The organism is Rhodococcus sp. AD45-ID (assembly GCF_003023755.1).
Lineage (GTDB): Bacteria > Actinomycetota > Actinomycetes > Mycobacteriales > Mycobacteriaceae > Rhodococcus_F > Rhodococcus_F globerula.
In genome coordinates this window covers 107,277-128,885 of record NZ_PYHL01000003.1, presented here as the reverse complement: position 1 = coordinate 128,885, position 21,609 = coordinate 107,277, and the positions used below count along the sequence as shown (strand labels likewise).

Genomic DNA, 21,609 nt, shown 5'->3' with positions numbered 1-21,609 from the left:
CAGTTCGAAGGAGCGGATTCATTGCGGCAGGGCAGCCTCGAAGCTTGCCGCTACGACAGGGTCCCGAGGTGTTTCATGACATCGGGGTACCGACGCAAATGCGCACCGCCATTGACGTCGAGAACCTCCCCCGTTGTCCACGACGCCGCGTCGGAGGCCAGGTAGAGCACAGCTTCCGCAACATCGCGCGGCGACCCGTTACGCCCGAGCGGGGTGTTCTCCGTGAAATCTGCCTGGATGACCGGGACAGATGTCAGCCCCTCGACAAGGGGTGTCTCGACCAGACCGGGTGAGACGGCGTTAACCCTGATTCCGCGCTCACCGAGCTCGAGCGCTGCAACCTCGGTGAGCATGGCGAGACCTGCTTTGGCGGAGCAGTATCCCGCAAACCCTGCGGCAGCCTGGCGTGCGTTCAGAGAGGTGATCGAGACGATCGCTCCCCCGGCCTCCATCGCTCGGGCAGCATGTTTGATGACGAAGAACCCACCGGTCAGGCAGATATCCACCGTGCGCCTCCACGTATCGGCGTCCAACTCGGTGATGAATCCGGGCAGATTCAAGCCGGCGCAGTTGACCGCAATGTCCACCCGACCGAGCCTCGCCCGAGTTTCTTCGAAGACCGTGCGAACCGATTCCTCGTCGACAACATCGACGCACACGGCTTCGGCTCCCCTGCCGAGTTCGACGGCGCGGGACCGTCCACCTTCGACATCGATGTCTCCGATCACGACAGTTGCACCTTCTGACGCCAGCAATTGTGCTGTTGCCCAACCGATGCCGGATGCTCCGCCGATGACGACCGCCACTTTCCCCGCAACACGTGTCGACATCAGCGAGGAATGTTCTCGTAGTAGGGGACCACGATTTCGTCCGTGCTGGTGACGTCGCCGAGCATCATTGTCGTAATGGGGTGGACGACGTGTGGATCCACCTCGACGTTGATGCATGCGGGCACCCCAGCGTCGAATGCACGCTTCATCGCGTCGGCGATAGATGCAACATCCTTCACTCGCTCGCCGTACCCGCCGAAGGCCTCGGCAACCTTCTCATATGCGCTGTCCGCGAGCTCTGAGACGACGATACCTTCATCCCCGTACACAGCTTCCTGACCATGGATCGACATCCCCCACACTGCGTTGTTGAATACCACTGTCACAACGGGTATTCCGTGACGGGCCATGGTGTCGAATTCCTGGATGTGGAATCCTGCAGCACCGTCGCCGGTGATCAGCACGACGGGCGATTCCGGGCGCGCACGATGTGCGCCGATGGCAAATCCCGGCCCGACTCCCAGACAACCGAGATATCCGAGGCGCAGAACGCCACCCACTTGTTCTGTCGTCGTGAAGAATTCACCCCATGACGGCGCCTCGGCACCGTCCATGACAAAGGTCGTGCCGGGAGGGCAAGCCTCTACGATCGCGCGCGCCGCAAAGTACGGATGCGCCTTGCCGGTCTGCGTCTGCTCATCCGTGAATCCATGACGATGTGCGTGCTTCGCACTGGTGGCGGCCTCGACCCAGGTCCTCCAGTCGGGCCATTGACGTTGATCAGCAGCAGTTTTCAACGCAACGAGCGCCTCGCGGCAGTCGGCGAGGATCGGAACCTCGACATCCTGCATACGTCCGATTTCGGACGCGTCGACGTCGATCTGTATCAACCGCGCGCCAGGGAACAAACTGGTGCGCCCGCCGGTGAACATTCCGGCCCGGGCTCCGACTATCAGCACTACGTCGGGAGTGGGCTGTCCGAGCGCAGGCAAAGACCCGATCGCCAACAGTCCACCGCCGGCGAGACGATGACTTGCGGGTATCGCTCCATCCGACTTTCCCGGGTAGAACACGGGTACATCCACTGCTTCCGCGAATGCCACCAGAGCCTCGCCGGCGCGGGAGAACGTGACACCACCGCCGATGACTATCGCAGGATTGTTCGCTTCGCCAAGAACATCGAGTGCGGCTTCGACGGCCGAGGCAGTTGGACCGGGCCGGGCGTCGACTGTGTAGTTCGCGGGGAATCTCACGGCGTTTTCGTCGGCCTCGCCGAACATCACGTCGATCGGAACTTCGAGCAGTACCGGACCCGGAATTCCGGTCGTAGCCTTACGAATAGCCAGTGCAACGATTTCGGGCACGCGTGCGGGGTCGGTTATGCGATAGGCCCACTTGGTCACCGGTGTGGCCGCTGCTATCTGATCGAACCCACCTTGCAGCGGATTTGTCTCGGTCTCACGCATCGGCGGAGCGCCCACAACGAAGATGGTCGGGGTGCGATCGAGGAGCGCATTTGTCAGCGCGGTGTAGACGTTGGTAAAGCCAGGACCGGACGTGACGACACAAACGCCGTACGTCCCGGTCACCCGCGCGTAGGCGTCGGCGGCATGTCCGGCAGTGGCTTCGTGACGGGTGTCGGTGAGGCGAATGCCGTTTCGCCGACAGGCAACGAGGAAAGCATCCAAATGCCCTCCGTGCAGGGTGAATACCTCGGTAGTTCCAGCTTCGGCCAGGGCTCTGGCAAGTAGTTCGCCACCATTGACAGTCATGTGTTGTCCTTCCGGAAATCATGGCGCTTGATTAACGATCGCTAAGTATCTGAACAGTAGCGTGGGTCACAGTGCGGCGCCAGAGTGGCATTATGCGAACACATGGCACGTAACTCACCGCAGACCGATCGCATCGTCATGCTCACCGAACTGTTGGCATCCGATCCCAAAACGGGGCGAAGCCTCGCCGACATTGCTCGGCACCTAGGGGTCGCAAAGGCAACCTGCTATCCCATGGTCGTCGCGCTGGCGGAGTCGGGCTGGCTCGTCCGCCATCCCGTTCGCAAGACGTACCAACTCGGCCCCGCCCTGGTCCCGATCGGTCAGGCCGCCTCTCGCGCAACCGATGTCGTCGATCTCGCCCGAACCGTCATGCATGAATTGGCCGACACGTCAGAACTGGCATGCCTGGGATTCATCCGGTCAGGCGCCGATCTGGTTGTCGCAGAAGTTGTTCAACCGATCTCCGGACGCAGCGGAACGCTCGGACTACGCGTCGGCGACAAGGTGTTGATGGCACCACCATTAGGCGCCGCACTGGCAGCTTGGTACGGGCAGGATCAACTCGACGAGTGGCTTCAACTCGGTACAAAAGCCCTGAGCACGGAGACCGACTTTTTACAGGCAGAGTACGAACCGATCCTCGACACTGTCCGGGAGCGCGGATTTGCCGTGGAATGCCTTTGGCAACAGGACCGTTCGATCTCCGATGCGGTCGCAGAGTTGCGCACACCGGGGGTTGGCGGACAGCGGGCCGCGCTCGCACTGAGAGAGGCACGTCGACTGCTGTCCGCGGACGTTGCCGTGGGAACAATCGACCCGAACGCGCACTACCAACTGCTGTCCGTGAACGCGACCGCATTCGATCAAGACACATCACCCGCACTGATTCTCTGCCTGGTCGACGCACCGTCATCCGTAACCGGGGAACGCATTACCGAACTCGGCGTACTTGTGCGCGAAGCCGCCGAACGGGTCACCACGCTGATGCATGGCCGTTCACCCAACCCATTGACATCTGAAGACCGTGCAACATAGCTTATATAGCGATCGCTAAGCTATGTTCAGAGCAATAACCGCGACCGAAGAGCAAGGAAGTATCCCGTGGGCATACGGTCCAGTGACCAGTACCGAAAAGGCCTCAACGACGACCGTCGGGTCTTCTACCGAGGGAAGAAGATATCCGACGTCTACGCGGAGCCTGAACTGACTCTTGCAGTGGATCATTCGGCACTGTGCTACGACATCGCCGACGACCGACCCGACCTCGCGATCACCGAAGTGGATGGCGAACCAGTCAGCGCGTTCTACGTCGCACCGAACTCCGCCGAAGACCTCGTGCGCCGCGGAGCACTCATCGAAGAGGTATCACGACGCGGCGGCGGAACCATCGTCCTCAAAGAGGTCGGCAGCGACGCATTGTTTGCACTCCTACGCGCCACCACCGGCGAAGGGCTCGACAACGCCCGCGCCTTCTACCAGCGGGTGTGCGAAGGCGACCTGTCCCTGGCCGTCGCCCAAACCGACGTCAAAGGCGACCGTTCACTCGCGCCGCGTCAACAGGCCGACCCCGACCTCTACCTGCACATCGTCGACGAAGACGCCGACTCCATTACCGTGCGCGGCGCCAAATGCCACACCTCGTTCTCTGCGAACGCCGACGAGCTCATCGTGCTGCCCACCCGCGCCATGGGACCCGACGACGCCGACTACGCGGTCTCCTTCGCCATCCCGATCGACACACCGGGCCTCGAACTGTACGTCTCCCCGTACGCTGCCGGGGAACGCAACTCGTTCGAGTTCCCGATCTCCACGAAGCACAAGCTGCTCGAATCGCTCACCGTCTTCAACGACGTACGCGTACCGAAGAATCGGGTCTTCCTCAACCGCCAACCCGAACTCGCCGGACCGCTCGCACTGGCTTTCGTCGACTACCACCGCTTCACCGCCATCAACTACAAACTGCCACTGCTCGACATCATGGTCGGCGCGGCATCGCTGATCGCCGAAGCCAACGGCATCAGCAAAGCCGGCCACGTCAAAGGCAAGATCACGGAACTGATCACCTGGAGCGAAACCGTCCGTGGGCTGGCGCAACTGGCCGCCGTCCGGTCCAAGCCGGGTGCGCACGGCGTTCAGCAGCCCGATCCGCTCGCCGTCAACATGGCCAAATACCACTTCGCCCACGGATTTCACAACGCGGTCGCAATACTCACCGACCTCTCGGGCGGCCTGCTCGCCACCGGTCCCGGAGGCGAAGACTGGGACAACCCCGACATTCGCGCAGTACTCGAAAAGTATTACGCTGCTGCAGTTCCTGCCGAAAAGCGTTTGAGGCTACTCAACTTCATCGCCGACCTCACCGCCCGCGACTACGGCGGATACCAATCCGTACTCGCAACCCACGCAGAAGGCTCACTAGAAGCCGAGAAACTGCAGATCGCACGCTCCTTCGATTCCACGAAGGCACGAAACTACGTCAGCGACCTGGCCGGAATCAGCCACCTCTGACCGACTTCCACTCCGACGCAACAGCAAGGACCCTCATGATCTCAACAGCATTCACGGAAACGTTCGGTGTTCGCCATCCCATCGTGCAGGGCGGTATGCAGTGGGTAGGGCGAGCGGAACTCGTTGCTGCCGTAGCCAATGCCGGCGCACTCGGATTCATCACCGCATTGACACAACCGACACCCGCGGACCTGGCCAACGAAATCGCCCGCTGCCGTGACCTCACCGATCAGCCCTTCGGCGTCAACCTCACGATCCTGCCGTCCATCACACCGCCGCCATATGACGAGTACCGCCAGGTGATCGTCGATTCGGGCGTGAAGATCGTCGAGACCGCCGGCTCCAACCCCGGACCGCACCTGCCGATGTTCCACGACGCCGGAATCAAGGTGCTCCACAAGTGCACCACCGTGCGCCACGCGGTGAAGGCTCAGGACCTCGGTGTCGACGGCATCAGCATCGACGGCTTCGAATGCGCCGGTCACCCCGGCGAAGACGACGTAGCCGGGTTGGTTCTGATCCCCGCAGCGGCAGAGAAGATTTCGATTCCGATGATCGCCTCCGGCGGATTTGCCGACGCCCGCGGACTCGTCGCCGCCCTTGCTCTCGGCGCCGACGGCATCAACATGGGCACACGCTTCATGTGCACCGTCGAATCGCCGATTCATCAGAACATCAAAGAAGCCATCGTCGCCGCCGACGAGACCCAGACCGAACTCATCTTCCGGCCACTGCGCAACACCGCTCGCGTCGCCAGCAACACGGTCAGCCGCGAGGTGGTCGACATCCTCTCACGTGGAGGACAATTCGAAGACGTCCGCGAACTGGTCGCCGGCGCCCGCGGACGCACCGTCTACGAGAAGGGCGATCCCGACGCCGGCATCTGGACCGTCGGAACCTCGCAGGGACTGATCCACGACATCCCTACCGTCGACGACATGGTGCAACGCATGGTCTCCGAAGCCGAGGACATCATCGGAGCGCGTCTGCGCTCGATGACCGAACGCGTTTCCGTCTAGGACAGGAGGGGAAGTATGCGTCGCACACTCTTCACCGAAGATCACGAAGCCTATCGAGATTCCGTCCGCGAGTTCATCGCCCGTGAGGTGAGCCCACACTACGACGACTGGGAAGAAAACCGTCTCGTGGACCGATCGGCATGGCTTGCCGCCGGTAAGATGGGCATCGTCGGCTTGGCCGTACCCGAACAGTACGGCGGGTCAGGAGAACTCGACTACCGCTACCGTTACATCGTTGCCGAAGAGATCGCCCGTAGCGCCACCACTTCGTTCGGCGCCGGGCTCGGACTCCAGGACGATATCGTCATCCCGTACATCGCCGATCTCGGTACCGACGAGCAGAAACAACGCTGGCTTCCGGGAATGGCTGCCGGAGAGATCATCTGCGCCATTGCGATGACCGAACCGGGAACCGGTAGCGATCTGCAGGGCATCAAGACGACTGCCGTTCGTGACGGGGACGACTGGATCTTGAACGGCCAGAAGACATTCATCACGAGCGGTATCCATGCCGATATCGTGATCGTCGCTGCCCGTACCGATCCCAGCGCAGGATCGCGCGGCTTCAGCCTCCTGGTCGTCGAACGTGGGATGGAAGGGTTCACCCGCGGTCGCAAGCTCCACAAAGTGGGTCTTGCAGGCCAGGACACAGCCGAATTGTCATTCGAGAACGTCCGAGTTCCGGCAAGCAACCTACTCGGTACAGAGGGCGGCGGACTCATCCATTTGATGGAACGACTTCCCCGCGAGCGACTCTCGATTGCCGTCAGCGCAATCTGCGTGGCACGTGCAGCCTACGAATGGACCAAGGCCTATGCCTTCGACCGCAGTGCCTTCGGAAAGCCCATCGGCGACTTCCAGAACACACGATTTGCGCTCGCCGAGATGCTCACCGAAATCGACGTGACACAGGCATACGTCGACAATGCAGTCCTGGCGATCAACGACGGGGAACTCTCCGCCGTCGAAGCGGCGCAGGCAAAATGGTGGGCAAGTGAACTACAAAAGCGTGTCGTGGACCGATGCGTCCAACTGCACGGCGGGTACGGCTACATGATGGAATACCCGATTGGGCGAGCTTACGTCGACAGTCGAATTCAAACGATCTACGGTGGGACCACCGAGATCATGAAGGAGATCATCGGTCGGGACATCGCCAAGAACTGACAGGCGTTGAGACGATCGAAACCGTCGGACCCACACCACCACTGGTATGGGTCCGACGTGCACTCAGCGGACAATCTTGCCCTGCCGGTACTCACAGCCGCCCCAGACCCCGGTCTGTGCAGTATCGGCCGCGTAGGCGCCGCACGCGATGGTAATGGGGCACCGGGCGCAGGTCTCGGCCGCGTAGTCGAACGCCTCACTCGGGTGGGGGAACCACCGGTCTGGGTGCCGATCACCTCGGCAGGCGGCGACGGCCCAGTCTCCGACCTCCTCCGAGACAGGCAGCAGGTCAGCCAAGGTCATCATCGTCGTCATGGGATGTGCCTCCTTCCAAGGCAATTCAGAGATGAGGAGTCAATTCACGCCAGATCGTGTGTTGGCGTTTGCGGTCGGTGCGAGGCGTTCGAGGTACCCAGAGGAGCGGCATGCCTGACTCTTCCGGGGTCTGATCGGACTTGGCGTTATTGCAGGTCAGGCAGCACGCTACGAGGTTCGACCAGCTGTTGTTTCCGCCTCGGCTACGTGGGTACACGTGGTCGACCGTCGTCGCCCCCGCCGCGCCGCAATACGCGCACCGATAGTGGTCTCGCGCCAGAACGCCGGCGAAACTCGCGCGGGTGTCGTCGTCGATCGTCGGACGTGGCGGGGTGTGCACGTACTCGAACAGCTGGATCGTCCGCGGCAGCGGGATTGCCACATGCTGGGAGCGCACGACGAAGCGCGGAGAGTGCTCGACCAGAGTGAGTGCAAGATCCTCGACGAGCAGCACGACCGCGCGAGCGGCGGGTACGAGGTCGAAGTCCTCGTAGGTGGCGTTGAGGACTCGCACTTGCGCGTTCATCCAGGTTCGGGTGGTGATGGCGGTGGGTGGGCGAGGCATGACAATCGACAACCTTGTTCTCTCACAGAGGGAGTGGTGGTTCTCGAGGTGTGATCGTCCGGGGTGGCCGAGGTCGGCCGTGAGGTCACCCGTTGGGTGACCTGGTATCGGGACGCACACGCCCCGAGCGGTGGGGCTTCAGCACATGCGGAATCCGGCGGCCGTGCCGGAGTTTTCCGCCAGCCGGTCCAGGAAACGAATCATCGACTGCGACTTGCGGTACGAGTACAAGCTGGCGTGCATTCGAGCGTCCTTCCTGATCGTGTGCGTCGGCTGTGAGTCACCCAGTGTGCCACGTCAAAGCTGAGATGTATTGCAAATATTCACGGACGGCAACCCGTCGCTCAGTTCACCCGGCCTACCGCTACCCGCCGAACACCGCCGCCCGCTTGCCTTGGAACGCCGCGACACCTTCCGCAAAATCAGCACCGGCGAGTAGTGAGATCTGTCCGGCACGCTCACGCTCGAAGGCAGAGTCCAGTTCGGTCAGGGTGGCGTCGTTGATCGCGTCCTTGGTCTGCTGGAATGCCTTGCCCGGCCCGCTACCCAGGCGACGAATCAGCTCCGCAAGCTCGTCGTCGAATGCGTCGTCCGGGCAGACCTGCGAGATCAGTCCACTGTCGAAAGCGTCTCGTGCCGAAAGTTTTTCCGCTAGGAGTGCCATTCGCATGGCCCGAGCCCGGCCGATCGACGCCGCAACAAGAGCTGTTGCACCGCCGTCAGGCATCAAGCCCACCTTGGTGAAGGCGAGCAGGAGGTAACTGGACTCCGCAGCTAGGGTGAGATCACACGCCAATGCCAGTGAAACACCCACTCCTGCAGCGGGACCTCGCACCGCTGCGATCACGGGGCTGGGGAACGACCTGATGGCACGCGCCAGGTCGTTGGCGGCATCGATGGTGTCCGCGGAGGGCGGACCCGACAGAACTACATCCGCGAGGTCCGCCCCGGTGCAGAATGCTCTGCCTGCTCCCTCGAGTACCGCTACCCGTACGTCGCCGCGACGCGCGTGATCGTCGAAGATCGTAGAGAGATTCTGCAACGCTTCGGTGTTCACCGCATTCATTCGATGCGGGCGGTTGATCACAACACGAAGTACGCCGTTGTCATGGGTCGAGTAGACGTCTGGTCGTGTTGCAGTCATGTCGGGTCCTTGTCGTTCAGGCAGTCGTCCGGTCGGGGCAGGAAGCGGCGACGGAAGGGTCTTGCCGAAGTAAGCGATTCACTGATATTCATACCTTAGCGAGCGATAAGTAACAAGGAGAAACAGACTATGTCCGACCTACTCGAAATCAGTACCCCGACGCCGGGCATTGCCCTGCTCACTCTCAATCGACCCGAACGACTCAACGCGCTCGACGTCCATCTGGTCGCGGCACTAACTGCAGCGCTGGACGACATCGCGTCGGATAGAACATGTCGTGTCGTGGTCATCACCGGTGCGGGACGAGCGTTCTGCGCCGGGCTCGACCTCAAGGGCTACGGCGACTCCGAGCGAGACGAGGCAGAAGGCAGAACCCTTGCGGCGTTCGGACGACAGCAGGACATTGCACATCTGACCGAGCGAATCAATTCACTCCCCCAGCCTGTGATCGCCGCGGTGAACGGGCCGGCGGCGGGTGGCGGACTAGCACTGGTCTGCGCCAGTGACATCCGGATATCCGCACCCGAGGCAGTATTTGCGGTCTCGTTCATCACCGCCGGATACTCGGCGTGCGATATTGGCGTCTCGTGGTTGTTGCCACGCATCATCGGGGCCGGCAATGCACACGAACTGATGCTGACCGGGCGTCGATTCGACGCCGCGCATGCGCGATCCATCGGGCTCGTTTCCCAAGTTGTCGACTCGGAAAACCTTCTCACCGAAGCACTTCGAATCGCCGGTGAGATCCTGAACAATCCGCCGGTCTCGGTCGAGATGACAAAGAAGGGCATGTGGTTGGCACTGGAAACCCCGACCCTGCATGCGGCGATCGAGTTCGAGAACCGCCAGCAGGTCATTACCGCTCTCACCGAGGACGCTGCAGAAGCTACTGCGGCATTTCTCGAGAAGCGGGCTCCGACCTACCGGCGGCGTTGACGACCTGGGGGGACCTGCCTTCAGGTCCCCCCATTTCAGGTGCCCGCCACTTCAGGCCCCAAGCCAGTCGCTCAACACGGCTGCTGTATCCGCGCCGGGTTTGGGCGCCCCCGCGGGCTGAGTCGTTGCTGTCCGGGAGAATCGCGGTGCCGGCGCCGACTGCACTATTCCGTCGGCTTCGACCAAAGTTCCACGGTGCGCCAGGTGTGGGTGAGTTGCAGCTTCCGCCGGACTCAGCACCGGCGCAACGCACGCATCCGTCGATTCGAAGAGCGCCGTCCACTCGTCACGTGTACGTGCGGCAAACGCTTCTGTGAATCGCTCGCGCAGTTCCGGCCAGCCATCCTGATCCATCTGTTCGGGCAGTGACGCGGGATCGAATCCCAGACCGTCGAGCAGCGCTCGGTAGAACTGCGGCTCGAGTGCACCGACAGCAACGAACTTGCCGTCCGAGCAGCGATACGTGTCGTAGAACGGAGTCGAACCGTCCAGCAGATTGGTTGCGCGAGAATCACTCCACTGCCCGCTGCCCCGCAGCGACCAGATCATCTGTGCCAGTACTGACGTTCCGTCGACTATGGCTGCGTCGATCACCTGGCCTTTACCGGACTTCTCGCGTTCGTACAGCGCGGAGACGATTCCCAGGATCAAGAACATCGAGCCACCACCGAAGTCGCCCACGAGATTCAACGGGACCACGGGCTTGTCGGCTGGGCCGATCGTATGGAGGACACCGGTCAGCGCAAGGTAAGTGATGTCGTGCCCCGCGCGCTGAGCGAGTGGGCCGTCCTGCCCCCAACCCGTCATGCGGGCGTAGATCAGTCGGTCGTTGATCTTCCTGCAGTCGTCCGGACCGAACCCCAGCCGTTCAGTAACGCCGGGGCGGAAACCTTCCACCAACACATCGGTTTTCGCAATGAGGGCCCTGACAAGTTCCCGTCCCGCGTCGGTCTTGAGATCAGCCTCGATCGAGCGGCGACCGCGCAACAATTGGTCCTGATCCTTGGGCGAGATTTCCAGCCCGCCCGACGGACGTTCGACGCGGACGACATCGGCTCCTAGATCGGCCAGCATCATCGCAGCGTGCGGTCCCGGCCCGAGGCCGGCGAACTCCAGTACGCGCACTCCATGCAACGGGCCGCTCATCGTGCGCCGGCATTGTCTGAATAACGAGCACGCAGTGTGCCTTTGACAAGTTTTCCGGTAGGGGTGCGCGGAAGATCGGTGCTGAACACGAGCCGCTTCGGCAGCTTGTACTTCGCAATCTGCCCCCGCAGATGATCGAGCAATTCGTCGCGAAGCGCATCATCTGCTTCCAGACCGGGAACAGGCTCCACAACTGCCATCACGATCTCGCCCATCTCGTCGTCGGGAACACCGATCACTGCCGCATCCAACACCGACGGATGTTCGATCAGCGCGTTCTCGATTTCCTGCGGATAGATGTTCACACCACCGGAGATGATCATGAACGACTTACGATCAGTCAGGAACAGATAGCCGTCCTCGTCGACATATCCGACATCACCCGTCGTTGTCCATGTCGGATGTTCGGGATGCTGTGCCTCCCGGGTCTTTTCAGGTGCGTTGTGGTAGTTGAATGGAAGTGCATCACGTTCGAAGTACAGGGTGCCCACCTCTCCCACAGGCAGATCCTCACCGTTCTCGCCGCAGATATGCAGAACACCCAAGGCCGCCCGGCCCACCGTTCCCGGTTTACGCAACCATTCGTCGGAATGGACGATAGTCATACCGTTCAACTCCGTCGACGAGTAGTACTCGTCGAGAATCGGGCCCCACCACTCGATCATCCGACGCTTCACGTCAACCGGGCACGGCGCCGCAGCATGCACCGCCAGACGCAACGACGAAATGTCGTAACGCTCTCGCGTTTCCTGTGGAAGTTTGAGCATCCGAACAAACATCGTCGGAACCCACTGGCTGTACGTCACGCGGTACTTCTCGATGTACTCGAGTGCCTTCTCTTCATCGAACCTGTTCATCACCACGACGGTTCCGCCCAACGCCTGTACCGATGCACAGGTACGAAGCGGTGCAGCGTGATACAGCGGAGCCGGCGAAAGATAGACATCGGAATCCGTAACGCCCCAAGCAGTCTGATTCATCACCGTCATCTGATCACCGGCATCCTGAATCTGACGATCAGGCAACGCCGGCTTGATCCCCTTGGGCCGACCGGTCGTTCCCGACGAATACAACATGTCGGCACCACGAGGCTGATCCGGCAACGGCACATCGGACTCGAGCGCCGCCGCCGCGTCGAGCGAGGCATATCCCTCGAGCTCGCCGCCGAAGGACAACCGAATCACATTCGCCGGAATAAGATCGGCCAATGTTCCCGCCAATTCGGGTAGCGCTGAATCGACGATGACAATCTTGGCGTCACAATCCTCGACAATGTAAGCACCCTCGGGAGCGGTCAAATGCCAGTTCACCATCGTGAGATAAACACCCGACCGCATGGCGGCCCAGTAGATGTCGAAAACTTGAATGTTGTTGGTCGCGAGTACCGCCAGATTGTCGCCGCGTCGCAAACCCAATTCGTGCAGAACACGCGCGATGCGAATCGAATTCGCTTCCAACTCCGCAAACGTCACCACCGCACCGGTCTCCGCGACGATGACAGCAGCTTTGTCCGGGGTTGTTGCGACATAGGCTCCGGGGTACATGGTTTTCACTCCAAGGTGTTGTTCACGAAAGATGAATGGTTCCAGCTCATTCGAAGGACAGAGCCACTTTTCCGACAGCAGACCGGTCTTTCAGGGATGTCAACGCATCCACGGCACGATCTGACGGATAGAGAGTCGGTTCGGGCACTCGCAGAACTCCGGACTCGAGCAAAGGGTAAAGCACATTCCATTGACGGGCAAGGTATCCGGGATCGGTTCGCAGATACTCACCCCATCCGGCGCCCATCACCGAAATATTGTTCAGCAGAAGTCGATTGACCTTGACGGTCGGTATCTCACCACCAGTGAAGCCCAAGACGATCAGGCGACCGTTGGGAGCGAGACTGCGCAAGCTGTCCGTGAAACGATCACCACCGACGGGATCGAGAATGATATCGACGCCGCGGCCGTTCGTGATCTCACGAACTTGATCTTTCCAGCCGTCGACCAAGACGACGTGCGATGCTCCCGACTCGGCAGCCAGTGCAGCTTTCTCGGGCGTGCTCACGACCGCAATGGTTTCGAGCCCGAGCGCGGCAGCGACATGCAAGGCGGCAATACCCACTCCACCTGCGGCACCGTGAATCAACACCGTCTCACCAGCTCGATACCGAGCTCGCTCGTCGAGCGCGAAATGCACAGTCAGGTAGTTGACGAGAAATCCGGATCCTGCTGTGAGAGAGACGGAATCAGGGAGCGGGAAGACCGAGGACGGCTTCACGACCACAGTACGCTGCCAGGATCCGTCCTCCGTGGACAACACGGCTACGCGGTCACCCGGGGACAGATCCGACCCTGCCGGCACACTACGAACAACTCCCGCGCCTTCCAACCCGAGAACACACGGCAAGTCACGCGCCATCTGATAACTGCCGGTGGTCTGCAGAAGATCCGGAAAACACACTCCGGCGGCATGCAGATCCACCACTACCCGCGTCGGGTCTGTCGGCTCGGCGATATCCACCGAACGCAACCCTTCCGGTCCGATCAATGCGGTTAGCTGGACTGCGTGCATTCGCGCTCCTCGTGGTGATTCGACATCTTTGACTGTTCGGGCACGCCCGTGATAACAGTTTAACGAGCGCTAGGTAAGACTTTACGACGAGAGGCAGTCCATGGCAATCACGCCCGAGCACAAGACATCCGAAGCAGCAGCACTGTACGAGGTTCGTGGGCAGGTTGCGATCATCACCCTGAATCGCCCACGGGCTCTGAACGCGGTGAACGCGGCTCTGTCGACCGCGGTCGGCACCCTGCTGGAACAGGCCGAAGCCGACGCCGACGTGCGCGTCGTCGTGATCACCGGTTCCGGACGCGCATTCTGCGCCGGCGCGGACCTCAAAGCGCTGTCGGCGGGAGAAAGCACCGACGCCGACGGCCATCCCGAATGGGGTTTCGCGGGTTACGTACAGCACTGGATCAGCAAGCCGACCATAGCCGCGGTCAACGGATTTGCGCTCGGCGGTGGCACCGAACTGGTGCTCGCGAGCGACCTTGCGGTGGTCGACGAGAACGCACAGCTCGGCCTGCCCGAGGTCAAGCGCGGATTGTTCGCCGCTGCCGGCGGTGTGATCCGGCTGCAGCAACAAGTCCCTCGGAAGGTGGCGCTCGAAATTGCGTTGACCGGCGAACCGATCACGGCCGCTCAGGGCAAGGAACTCGGCTTGGTCAACCGCGTGGCAACGGCGGGAACCGCACTGGACATTGCACTCGAATTGGCGGAGCAGATTGCGGCAAACGCGCCGCTGTCGGTACGGGAGTCGAAGTCGATGATTCATCGAACCGCAACGGCATCGGATTGGGAGCCTGATGTGTGGGCAGCCAATGCCGCTGCAATGAAGGTGGTCTTCACCAGCGCCGACGCACAGGAAGGCCCGCTGGCCTTTGCGCAGAAGCGCCCGGCTGTCTGGACCGGCCGCTGAGCCGTTCCCGATGCGCCACCGGAATCCTCGATTCCGGTGGCGGGTACGGGTTTCCGTCACCACTGTGGTTCCGTCACCACTGCGGTCGCGGGAGATGTTCCGAGAACAGGTCAGGCATCGCGTCACTGCACCGATCCGGGAAGTTCGCGTCACGCTTGCCGAGGAAGGCGCTGATGCCTTCCCGGACGTCCTCCTGCGCACCTCTGGCGTTGATCCCGATGCTCTCGATCCGATGCGCCACCATGGGATGTGGGGCGCCCAGCAGGCGCCAGACCATCTGACGCGAGAGAGCAACAGAAACCGGAGCGCTGTGGCGAGTAAGGCTGCGCGCGAGGGCAATAGCCTCGCCAAGCAGATCGTCGGCAGAATAGAGCTGGTAGACCAATCCGGCGGCGTGGGCTTCGGTAGCCGGAAAGATGCGCCCGGAGTAAATCCAGTCGAGCGCTCGTTGCAGCGGAACCAACTTCGGCAGCAGCCATGAGGAACAAGATTCGGGCACAAGGCCTCGGCGATTGAAGACGAACCCCATCCGGGCGTCGTCGGCCGCCAATCGGAAGTCCGCTGCGAGAGTCATGGTGATACCGACGCCGACCGCAGGACCATTGATCGCCGCGATGATCGGCTTCAGCGAGTCGAACATCCGTAACACCACACGACCACCGCCATCGCGCCGTTCGCCGGCACTACTCTCCTCTGCTTCGTTCTGCTCGGCGCTCCATTCGGTGAAGGTATCCGGCCCGGAGGACAGATCGGCGCCGGCACAGAACGCTCGGCCTGCTCCGGTCAGAATCACGGCGCGTACGGAATCGTCAGCATCGGTGATGTTGAACGCCTCGATCAGCTCGTTTTCCATGATTGTGGTGAAGGCGTTCAGCTTGTCCGGTCGATCGAGAGTAATGACGGCAATGCCATCGTCCACGGTCAGCGATATGTGCTGCACAGGCAATTCTCCTCTTATTAACGAACGATAAGTTCACAGGACGTGGATCTTCACAGTTCACGGCGGATATTTGCTGCCCGTCGAACGTTGTGATCGTTCGGCTACTACGCTGTGTCCGGATACCGGAAGACGTGCAGAACGCGAGGAGACAAGAAAAATGAGCGTGGCAAAAACTGCCGCAGTCCGGCAGCTCATTCTCGATTCCGCCGTCCGAAACATGAACGAACGCGGCTACCACGGCACATCCATGCGCGACATCGCTGCAGGCGCCGATCTGACAGTCGCATCCATCTATCACCACTTCAAATCCAAGCAGGACATTCTGCAGGAAATAATGCTCCAGGCACTGCGAGACGCTCACGGCATGACGCGTAGCGCGCTGCTCCGCTCGGGCGGAGAGCCGAAAGACCAACTGCAAGCGCTGGTTCGCGCCTGGGTCATGTTCCACACGACGCGGCGCGAAGACGCTCTTGTCGGAGCAACCGAGCTGCGCAGTCTCGACGAGCCGGGGCACCGCCTGGTAGTCGCACTGCGCGACGAACAGGAAAACATCTTCCGGGATGTCATCGAACGCGGAGTGGAAGAAGGCGCGTTTCGCACCGAATACCCACGAGACGCCGTTCGCGCCATCATCAATATGGGGCAGCAGGTCTGCGTATGGTGGCGTGCCGACGGGCCCCTGAGCGCGCAGGACATCGCGGATCGCTACTGCGCTTTGGCCACTGCGATGGTCGAACCGGCCTGACCGGCCCGAACAATCCTTCCTTTGCACGCGTTTCACCGGAATCCACACCTCCACCATCCGTGAGACCTGCGTCACTAAATGCCCATAATGTCAGGCGAACGATCGTTTGGCAAGCGGTTCGATCATCGTTGCTCCCGCACCAATGTTCGCAGGAAGTTCGATATTTATTCATGGTTGACATTTGTCGATCGTTCCATTGATGATGATCCACAGCCGAACGATCGTTCGGCTGTGTTTCCATCGAAAGGAGCGTGCATCGAATGTCCGCGGCATCATCGACGACGTCCGACGCAGGCCGCGTCGTCTCCGGACTCGACCTCGACGCACTCTCCACGTACCTGTCGACGCATCTCGCTGGCGGGATCGACGGAGAGATCACGGCGTCACTCATCAGCGGCGGGCGATCCAACCCCACCTACCGCGTCGCAGACGGCTCGAACACCTGGGTATTACGCCGTCCGCCGTTCGGTCACGTACTTCCGAGCGCTCACGACATGGTTCGGGAATTCACCGTCATCGACGCGCTCGCATCCACGTCGGTGCCGGTACCTGAGGCGTTCCTTCTCTGCGAGGACGAAGACGTACTCGGCGCGACGTTCTATCTGATGGAACTGATCGACGGCAATTCCATCGGCACCCCGGAATCCGCCGCCGCCCTGTCTCCGGCCGATCGAGAACGCGCCGGACTTGCCTTTGCCGATGTCCTCGCCGACCTTCATTCTGTCGATCCTGATTCAGTGGGACTCAACACTTTCGGGCGAACCAACGGATACCTGGAGCGACAACTGGACCGATGGTCGCGGCAATGGGACGCCTCTCGAACCACTGATCGCCCCGAGGTCGCGGCACTCCTCGACAAACTTCGCCGTGCCGTTCCCACCGCATCCCTACCCGGGATCGTGCACGGGGACGTCAAACTCGACAATGTTCTCTACTCCCGCTCCGATCCCGGAAAGATTGTTGCGCTTCTAGACTGGGAGATGGCAACACTCGGAGACACACTCGCCGATGTCGGCATCATGCTCAGCTTCTGGGATCAACCCGGAGCCGTCGACAACCCGATCACTCGCGGACTTGCTCGATTGGACGGATTTCCCAGTCGCGCTGCGTTACTCGAACGATATGCCGACCGCCGGAACATCGATCTGCCGGATATCGACTGGTACACGGTGTTCGCCGACTTCAAGATTGCCGTCATCCTCGAGGGCATCAATGCCAGACACGCCAAGGGCGACACTGTCGGCGAAGGATTCGACGACGTCGCCGACATGGTCGGCCCGCTTCTACAGCGTGCGCTCGATCTGACCCGCACTTCCTCTGTTCACGAACTGCGCCGCTGAATTTTGTGCGACGCGCCCCGAGATTGGAACCACCGACGTGGATTTCGAATACAGTCCGAAAGTCAAAGAGCTGCAACAGAAGCTGACGGCTTTCATGCAAGAGCACGTCCTACCCGCCGAAGCCGTTGCAGCGCAGCAACTGGCGGCAGACCCCAGCCACTGGGGCGCACCACCGATCATGGCCGAACTCAAGGCAACGGCCAAGGAATCGGGCCTGTGGAATCTCTTCCTCCCGGCCCGCGAGGGCGCCGGCCTGAGCAACCTCGAATACGCACCGTTGGCGGAATTGACGGGCTGGAGTCCGTTGATCGGTCCCGAAGCCGTCAACTGCAATCCACCGGACACCGGCAATATGGAACTGCTCCATCTCTACGGCACCGAGCAGCAGAAGGCCGAGTGGCTGACCCCACTTCTCGACGGCGATTTCCGATCGTGCTTCTCGATGACCGAGCCCGAGGTCGCGAGTTCCGATGCAAACAACGTGTGTCTCGATATCGCGGAGGACGGTGACGAGTGGGTGCTGACCGGACGCAAGTGGTGGTCCACTGCCGCTCTTCGCGAAGACTGCAAGGTTGCGATGGTCATGGGCGTGACCGACTCCGATGCTCCGGTCGGTAGCCGCCACAGCATCGTCCTGGTACCCATGGACACCCCCGGCCTGCAGATCGTCCGTTCCACAACGGTTCTCGGCTTCGACGACCGCCACGAGGGTGGACACGGCGAAATCGTCTTCGACAGTGTTCGTGTCCCCAAGGAAAACCTGCTCGGTCCCCGCGGTCGGGGTTTTGCAGTCGCTCAGGCACGCTTGGGTCCAGGACGCATTCATCACTGCATGCGGTTGATCGGTATGGCAGAGCGCGCAATCGCACTGCTCACCGAACGTGCCAGGACCAGAGTCGCTTTCGGGTCTCCCCTCGCCGATCTCGGTGTTGTACAGGCCAACCTTGCTGATTCCAGGATCAAGCTCGACGCCGCCCGGTTGCTCGTTCTGCGCGCCGCCTGGCGGATGGACGTCGAGGGGAACAAGGCTGCGCGCCATGACATTGCAGCGGCCAAAGTTCTGGTTCCACTGACAGTCAAGGGCATCATCGACAACGCCATTCAGGTGTTCGGCGGCGCCGGGCTGTCGCAGGACACCATTCTTCCGGTCCTGTATGCGCAGGCACGGTTCCTGCAGATCGCGGACGGCCCGGACGAAGTCCACCGTCGCTCGCTCGCTCGCGCCGAATTCGCCGCAACTCCAGTCCTCAACGAACCCAAGTGAACGATCCCACAGAGAGTGAATCGTGATGACCAACAACACCGAATCAGCGGTGCAGCGCCAGGGTAGGTCCCGGCGCGCGTCCTTCGCAGCGGCCATCTCCACTTCCCTGGAGTGGTACGACTTCTTCATCTACGCGACTGCTGCGGCACTCGTGTTCAACTCGACGTTCTTCGCCACCGACAGCGAGGTGGTTGCAGCAATGAGTTCGTTTGCCACCGTTGCAGTCGGTTTCATCGCTCGCCCCATCGGCGGCGTGCTCGCGGGACATTTTGGTGACCGCTACGGCCGCAAGCCGGTGTTGGTGGCCGCGGTTGTCCTGATGGCCATTGCCACGTCGCTGGTCGGCTTCGTCCCGAACACCAATGTGATCTGGCTGGCCCCGGCTATCCTTGTCACTCTGCGAATCTGCCAGGGCTTGGCCGTCGGCGCACAGTGGGGCGGCGCAGTGCTGCTGGCTACCGAGAACGCCCCAGCCGACCGTCGTGGATTGTTCGGAAGCTTTGCGCAACTGGGCGTTCCGATTGGCGTCGTGCTCGGAAATATCGTCTTCCTCATTCTTACAGCCACTCTCGCCGCGGATTCGTTCCTCGCCTGGGGCTGGCGCATCCCGTTCTGGATCAGTTTGGTGATGCTCCCGGTCGCGTTCCTCATTCACCGTTATCTCGAGGAGACGCCTGAATTCAAGGCTATTGCCGAGAAGCTCGCAGAATCGCCGGTTGTCCGCAAGTCCCCCATTCTCGAGGTCCTCAAGAAGAACCCGGGCACGGTTCTTGCCGCGGCAGGCGCCAATGCAATCGGTGTGATTTTCTTCTACACGATGATCACCGGATCCGTGCAGTTCGCGACGACGTATCTGGAGATCCCCCGGTCGACGGTATTGACGTACATCCTGATTGCCTGCGCCATTCAGATTCCCCTGGTCCCTCTGGCCGGTTACCTCTCCGATCTGTACGGCCGCAAGCTCGTCTTCGGTCTCGGCACCGCGGCGATGATGCTGTGGGGCATTCCGATGTGGCTGATGATCGGCGGCTCCAGTCCGGACACGATCTGGCCGTTCGCAGTGGCCGTGATCGTCGGCGTCGTTGCGATGTCGCTCCAAACCGGCACTCAGGGAACACTCTTCGCAGAATTGTTCCCGCCGGAGATCCGATTCTCCGGAGCGTCGCTCGGCTATCAGATCTCGGCCATCATCGGCGGTTTTGCGCCGATGATCATGGTGATGCTGATCAACGGTAATCCGGACAATGCGTGGAAGGTCGGTTCATTCCTTGCCGCTGCCGGAGCGATCGGACTGATCTGCCTCTACATCATCGTTCGCCGGTACTCGGGAACGTCGACGCCCGCGTCGACCGCGACACGAACGGATGCACAGTACGCGTCCTGATCGAAACGACGAGGTGGGTGGGCGGTTCTTGATACCGCCCACCCACCGTTTTCTCTGCATCAGGTGCGCATGTTGGATGTCGGAGCGTAACGATAGGGTCTTGGTGAACGTCGCCGAGCGCGTAACCAGGCCCTAGGAGTGTGTCAGTCAAGGTGGCAGTGGAATCTTCGGTGCTGCTGAAGTGGTATGCCGATAGCGCCCGTGATCTTCCGTGGCGACGCGACGGAGTCAGTGCCTGGCAGATTCTGATGAGCGAGATCATGCTCCAGCAGACGCCGGTGGTACGGGTCGCGCCGATCTGGGAGGAATGGGTCCAGCGCTGGCCGGTTCCGTCGGCAATGGCGGCGTCGAGCCAGGCTGAGGTACTGCGGGCGTGGGGCAAGCTCGGTTACCCACGACGCGCACTGCGCCTGCACGAGTGTGCCGGCGTCCTGGCCACCGAACACGGCGACGTGGTCCCCAGCGACGTGGACACTTTGCTGTCACTGCCGGGTATCGGCTCCTATACGGCGCGTGCCGTGGCGTGCTTTGCTTACGGACAACGAGTTCCCGTCGTCGACACCAACGTTCGCCGCGTTGTTGCCCGTGCCGTGCACGGCAACGCAGAGCCGGGCAATCCGTCGAACACGCGCGATCTCGCGGACGTCGCCGCACTGTTGCCCCGCACCCGCGCACGAGCGGCTACCTACAGTGCTGCGCTGATGGAACTCGGCGCCGTGATCTGCACGGCGCGTACACCCAGCTGCGACAACTGCCCGCTGCCCAATTGCGCTTGGGTTGCCTCCGGAAAACCGGCACACACCGGTCCACCGAAGAAAGTGCAGAAATTCGCCGGTACCGATCGCCAGGTCCGCGGCAAGTTGATGGCCGTTCTTCGAGAGACCCACCATCCCGTCGAACGTGCGCGCCTCGACATCGTCTGGCTCACCGACCCCGGTCAACGCGACCGCGCACTGCATTCACTGCTTGTCGACGGATTGGTGGAACAAACCGAAGACGGCCTGTTTGCACTGGCCGGTGAGGGCAACCGCTGACAGCGGGTTAAGCGCTAACACTCCGGCGAATCTCGAGCTATGGCCCTACGTCCTCACTCTCTGGGCACAAAAGCCCGTGGTGAGGCTGGAT

Annotated in this window: 20 protein-coding genes; 11 read left to right on the top strand and 9 right to left on the bottom strand. The window is 61.4% G+C overall.

The window, feature by feature from the left end; all coding sequences use genetic code 11:
• Positions 1-50: 50 nt before the first annotated feature.
• Both C7T36_RS24675 and C7T36_RS24670 read right to left on the bottom strand, forming a co-directional pair.
• Entirely contained in the window at positions 51-830 is a 780-nt protein-coding gene (locus C7T36_RS24675; RefSeq protein ID WP_045068387.1) for an SDR family NAD(P)-dependent oxidoreductase, read from the bottom strand.
• Positions 830-2,542, bottom strand: coding sequence for a thiamine pyrophosphate-binding protein (locus tag C7T36_RS24670; protein ID WP_045068385.1), 1,713 nt, complete (start codon positions 2,540-2,542; stop codon positions 830-832). The genes C7T36_RS24675 and C7T36_RS24670 overlap by 1 nt, the downstream gene beginning before the upstream one ends.
• 102 nt (positions 2,543-2,644) lie before the next feature.
• Here C7T36_RS24670 and C7T36_RS24665 point away from each other — a divergent pair, with 102 nt between their 5' ends.
• The 4 genes from C7T36_RS24665 to C7T36_RS24650 all read left to right on the top strand — a co-directional run bounded on the left by C7T36_RS24665 (position 2,645) and on the right by C7T36_RS24650 (position 7,239).
• Positions 2,645-3,580 carry an IclR family transcriptional regulator gene (locus tag C7T36_RS24665; RefSeq protein ID WP_045068383.1) on the top strand — a complete coding sequence of 312 codons (936 nt, stop codon included), beginning with the start codon at positions 2,645-2,647 and terminating at the stop codon, positions 3,578-3,580.
• A 66-nt stretch (positions 3,581-3,646) separates the two neighbouring features.
• Entirely contained in the window at positions 3,647-5,053 is a 1,407-nt protein-coding gene (locus C7T36_RS24660) for a 4-hydroxyphenylacetate 3-hydroxylase N-terminal domain-containing protein (protein ID WP_033236366.1), read from the top strand.
• 35 nt (positions 5,054-5,088) lie between these two features.
• Positions 5,089-6,072: a nitronate monooxygenase family protein gene (locus C7T36_RS24655; RefSeq protein ID WP_033236365.1), complete on the top strand. Its 984-nt coding sequence runs from the start codon at positions 5,089-5,091 to the stop codon at positions 6,070-6,072.
• A 15-nt stretch (positions 6,073-6,087) separates the two neighbouring features.
• Positions 6,088-7,239 carry an acyl-CoA dehydrogenase family protein gene (locus C7T36_RS24650; protein ID WP_045068381.1) on the top strand — a complete coding sequence of 384 codons (1,152 nt, stop codon included), beginning with the start codon at positions 6,088-6,090 and terminating at the stop codon, positions 7,237-7,239.
• A gap of 63 nt (positions 7,240-7,302) precedes the next feature.
• Here C7T36_RS24650 and C7T36_RS24645 read toward each other — a convergent pair whose 3' ends face one another.
• The 3 genes from C7T36_RS24645 to C7T36_RS24635 form a co-directional block, all read right to left on the bottom strand.
• Positions 7,303-7,545, bottom strand: a complete 243-nt coding sequence (locus C7T36_RS24645; RefSeq protein ID WP_375129383.1) for a WhiB family transcriptional regulator — start codon at positions 7,543-7,545, stop codon at positions 7,303-7,305.
• Positions 7,546-7,579: 34 nt separating this feature from the next.
• Positions 7,580-8,119, bottom strand: a complete 540-nt coding sequence (locus tag C7T36_RS24640; protein ID WP_045068379.1) for an HNH endonuclease — start codon at positions 8,117-8,119, stop codon at positions 7,580-7,582.
• A gap of 364 nt (positions 8,120-8,483) precedes the next feature.
• Positions 8,484-9,263, bottom strand: coding sequence for an enoyl-CoA hydratase (locus C7T36_RS24635; protein ID WP_045068376.1), 780 nt, complete (start codon positions 9,261-9,263; stop codon positions 8,484-8,486).
• A gap of 129 nt (positions 9,264-9,392) precedes the next feature.
• Between C7T36_RS24635 and C7T36_RS24630 the strand changes: the two genes are divergently transcribed.
• Entirely contained in the window at positions 9,393-10,199 is an 807-nt protein-coding gene (locus tag C7T36_RS24630; protein WP_045068374.1) for an enoyl-CoA hydratase/isomerase family protein, read from the top strand.
• A gap of 51 nt (positions 10,200-10,250) precedes the next feature.
• Here the strand turns inward: C7T36_RS24630 and C7T36_RS24625 are convergent, their stop codons facing one another.
• From C7T36_RS24625 to C7T36_RS24615, 3 genes are read right to left on the bottom strand one after another with little or no spacing between them, the layout of a single operon-like run.
• Complete coding sequence (locus tag C7T36_RS24625) at positions 10,251-11,345, bottom strand: CaiB/BaiF CoA-transferase family protein (RefSeq protein ID WP_045068371.1); 1,095 nt, start codon at positions 11,343-11,345, stop codon at positions 10,251-10,253.
• Positions 11,342-12,889 carry an acyl-CoA synthetase gene (locus C7T36_RS24620; RefSeq protein ID WP_045068369.1) on the bottom strand — a complete coding sequence of 516 codons (1,548 nt, stop codon included), beginning with the start codon at positions 12,887-12,889 and terminating at the stop codon, positions 11,342-11,344. The genes C7T36_RS24625 and C7T36_RS24620 overlap by 4 nt, the downstream gene beginning before the upstream one ends.
• Before the next feature lie 46 nt (positions 12,890-12,935).
• A complete protein-coding gene (locus C7T36_RS24615; RefSeq protein WP_045068366.1) occupies positions 12,936-13,904 on the bottom strand; it encodes an NADPH:quinone oxidoreductase family protein in 969 nt (322 codons plus the stop codon).
• Positions 13,905-14,004: 100 nt separating this feature from the next.
• Between C7T36_RS24615 and C7T36_RS24610 the strand changes: the two genes are divergently transcribed.
• The gene (locus tag C7T36_RS24610; protein ID WP_045068364.1) at positions 14,005-14,811 is read left to right on the top strand and encodes a crotonase/enoyl-CoA hydratase family protein; all 807 of its coding nucleotides are present in this window, start codon (positions 14,005-14,007) and stop codon (positions 14,809-14,811) included.
• A 73-nt stretch (positions 14,812-14,884) separates the two neighbouring features.
• On the opposite strand, the gene C7T36_RS24605 is transcribed toward C7T36_RS24610, so the two are convergent.
• The gene (locus C7T36_RS24605) at positions 14,885-15,751 is read right to left on the bottom strand and encodes a crotonase/enoyl-CoA hydratase family protein (protein WP_033236355.1); all 867 of its coding nucleotides are present in this window, start codon (positions 15,749-15,751) and stop codon (positions 14,885-14,887) included.
• Positions 15,752-15,908: 157 nt separating this feature from the next.
• Here C7T36_RS24605 and C7T36_RS24600 point away from each other — a divergent pair, with 157 nt between their 5' ends.
• From C7T36_RS24600 to C7T36_RS24580, 5 genes are all read left to right on the top strand, one after another.
• Positions 15,909-16,496, top strand: a complete 588-nt coding sequence (locus C7T36_RS24600) for a TetR/AcrR family transcriptional regulator (protein ID WP_033236354.1) — start codon at positions 15,909-15,911, stop codon at positions 16,494-16,496.
• Between the two features lie 260 nt (positions 16,497-16,756).
• Positions 16,757-17,836, top strand: coding sequence for a phosphotransferase family protein (locus C7T36_RS24595; RefSeq protein WP_045068361.1), 1,080 nt, complete (start codon positions 16,757-16,759; stop codon positions 17,834-17,836).
• A 37-nt stretch (positions 17,837-17,873) separates the two neighbouring features.
• The gene (locus C7T36_RS24590; protein ID WP_045068359.1) at positions 17,874-19,100 is read left to right on the top strand and encodes an acyl-CoA dehydrogenase family protein; all 1,227 of its coding nucleotides are present in this window, start codon (positions 17,874-17,876) and stop codon (positions 19,098-19,100) included.
• 25 nt (positions 19,101-19,125) lie between these two features.
• Positions 19,126-20,484: an MFS transporter gene (locus C7T36_RS24585; protein WP_045068357.1), complete on the top strand. Its 1,359-nt coding sequence runs from the start codon at positions 19,126-19,128 to the stop codon at positions 20,482-20,484.
• A gap of 152 nt (positions 20,485-20,636) precedes the next feature.
• Positions 20,637-21,518 (top strand): A/G-specific adenine glycosylase, encoded by an 882-nt coding sequence (locus tag C7T36_RS24580; protein WP_033236392.1) that lies wholly within the window; start codon positions 20,637-20,639, stop codon positions 21,516-21,518.
• Positions 21,519-21,609 lie beyond the last annotated feature (91 nt).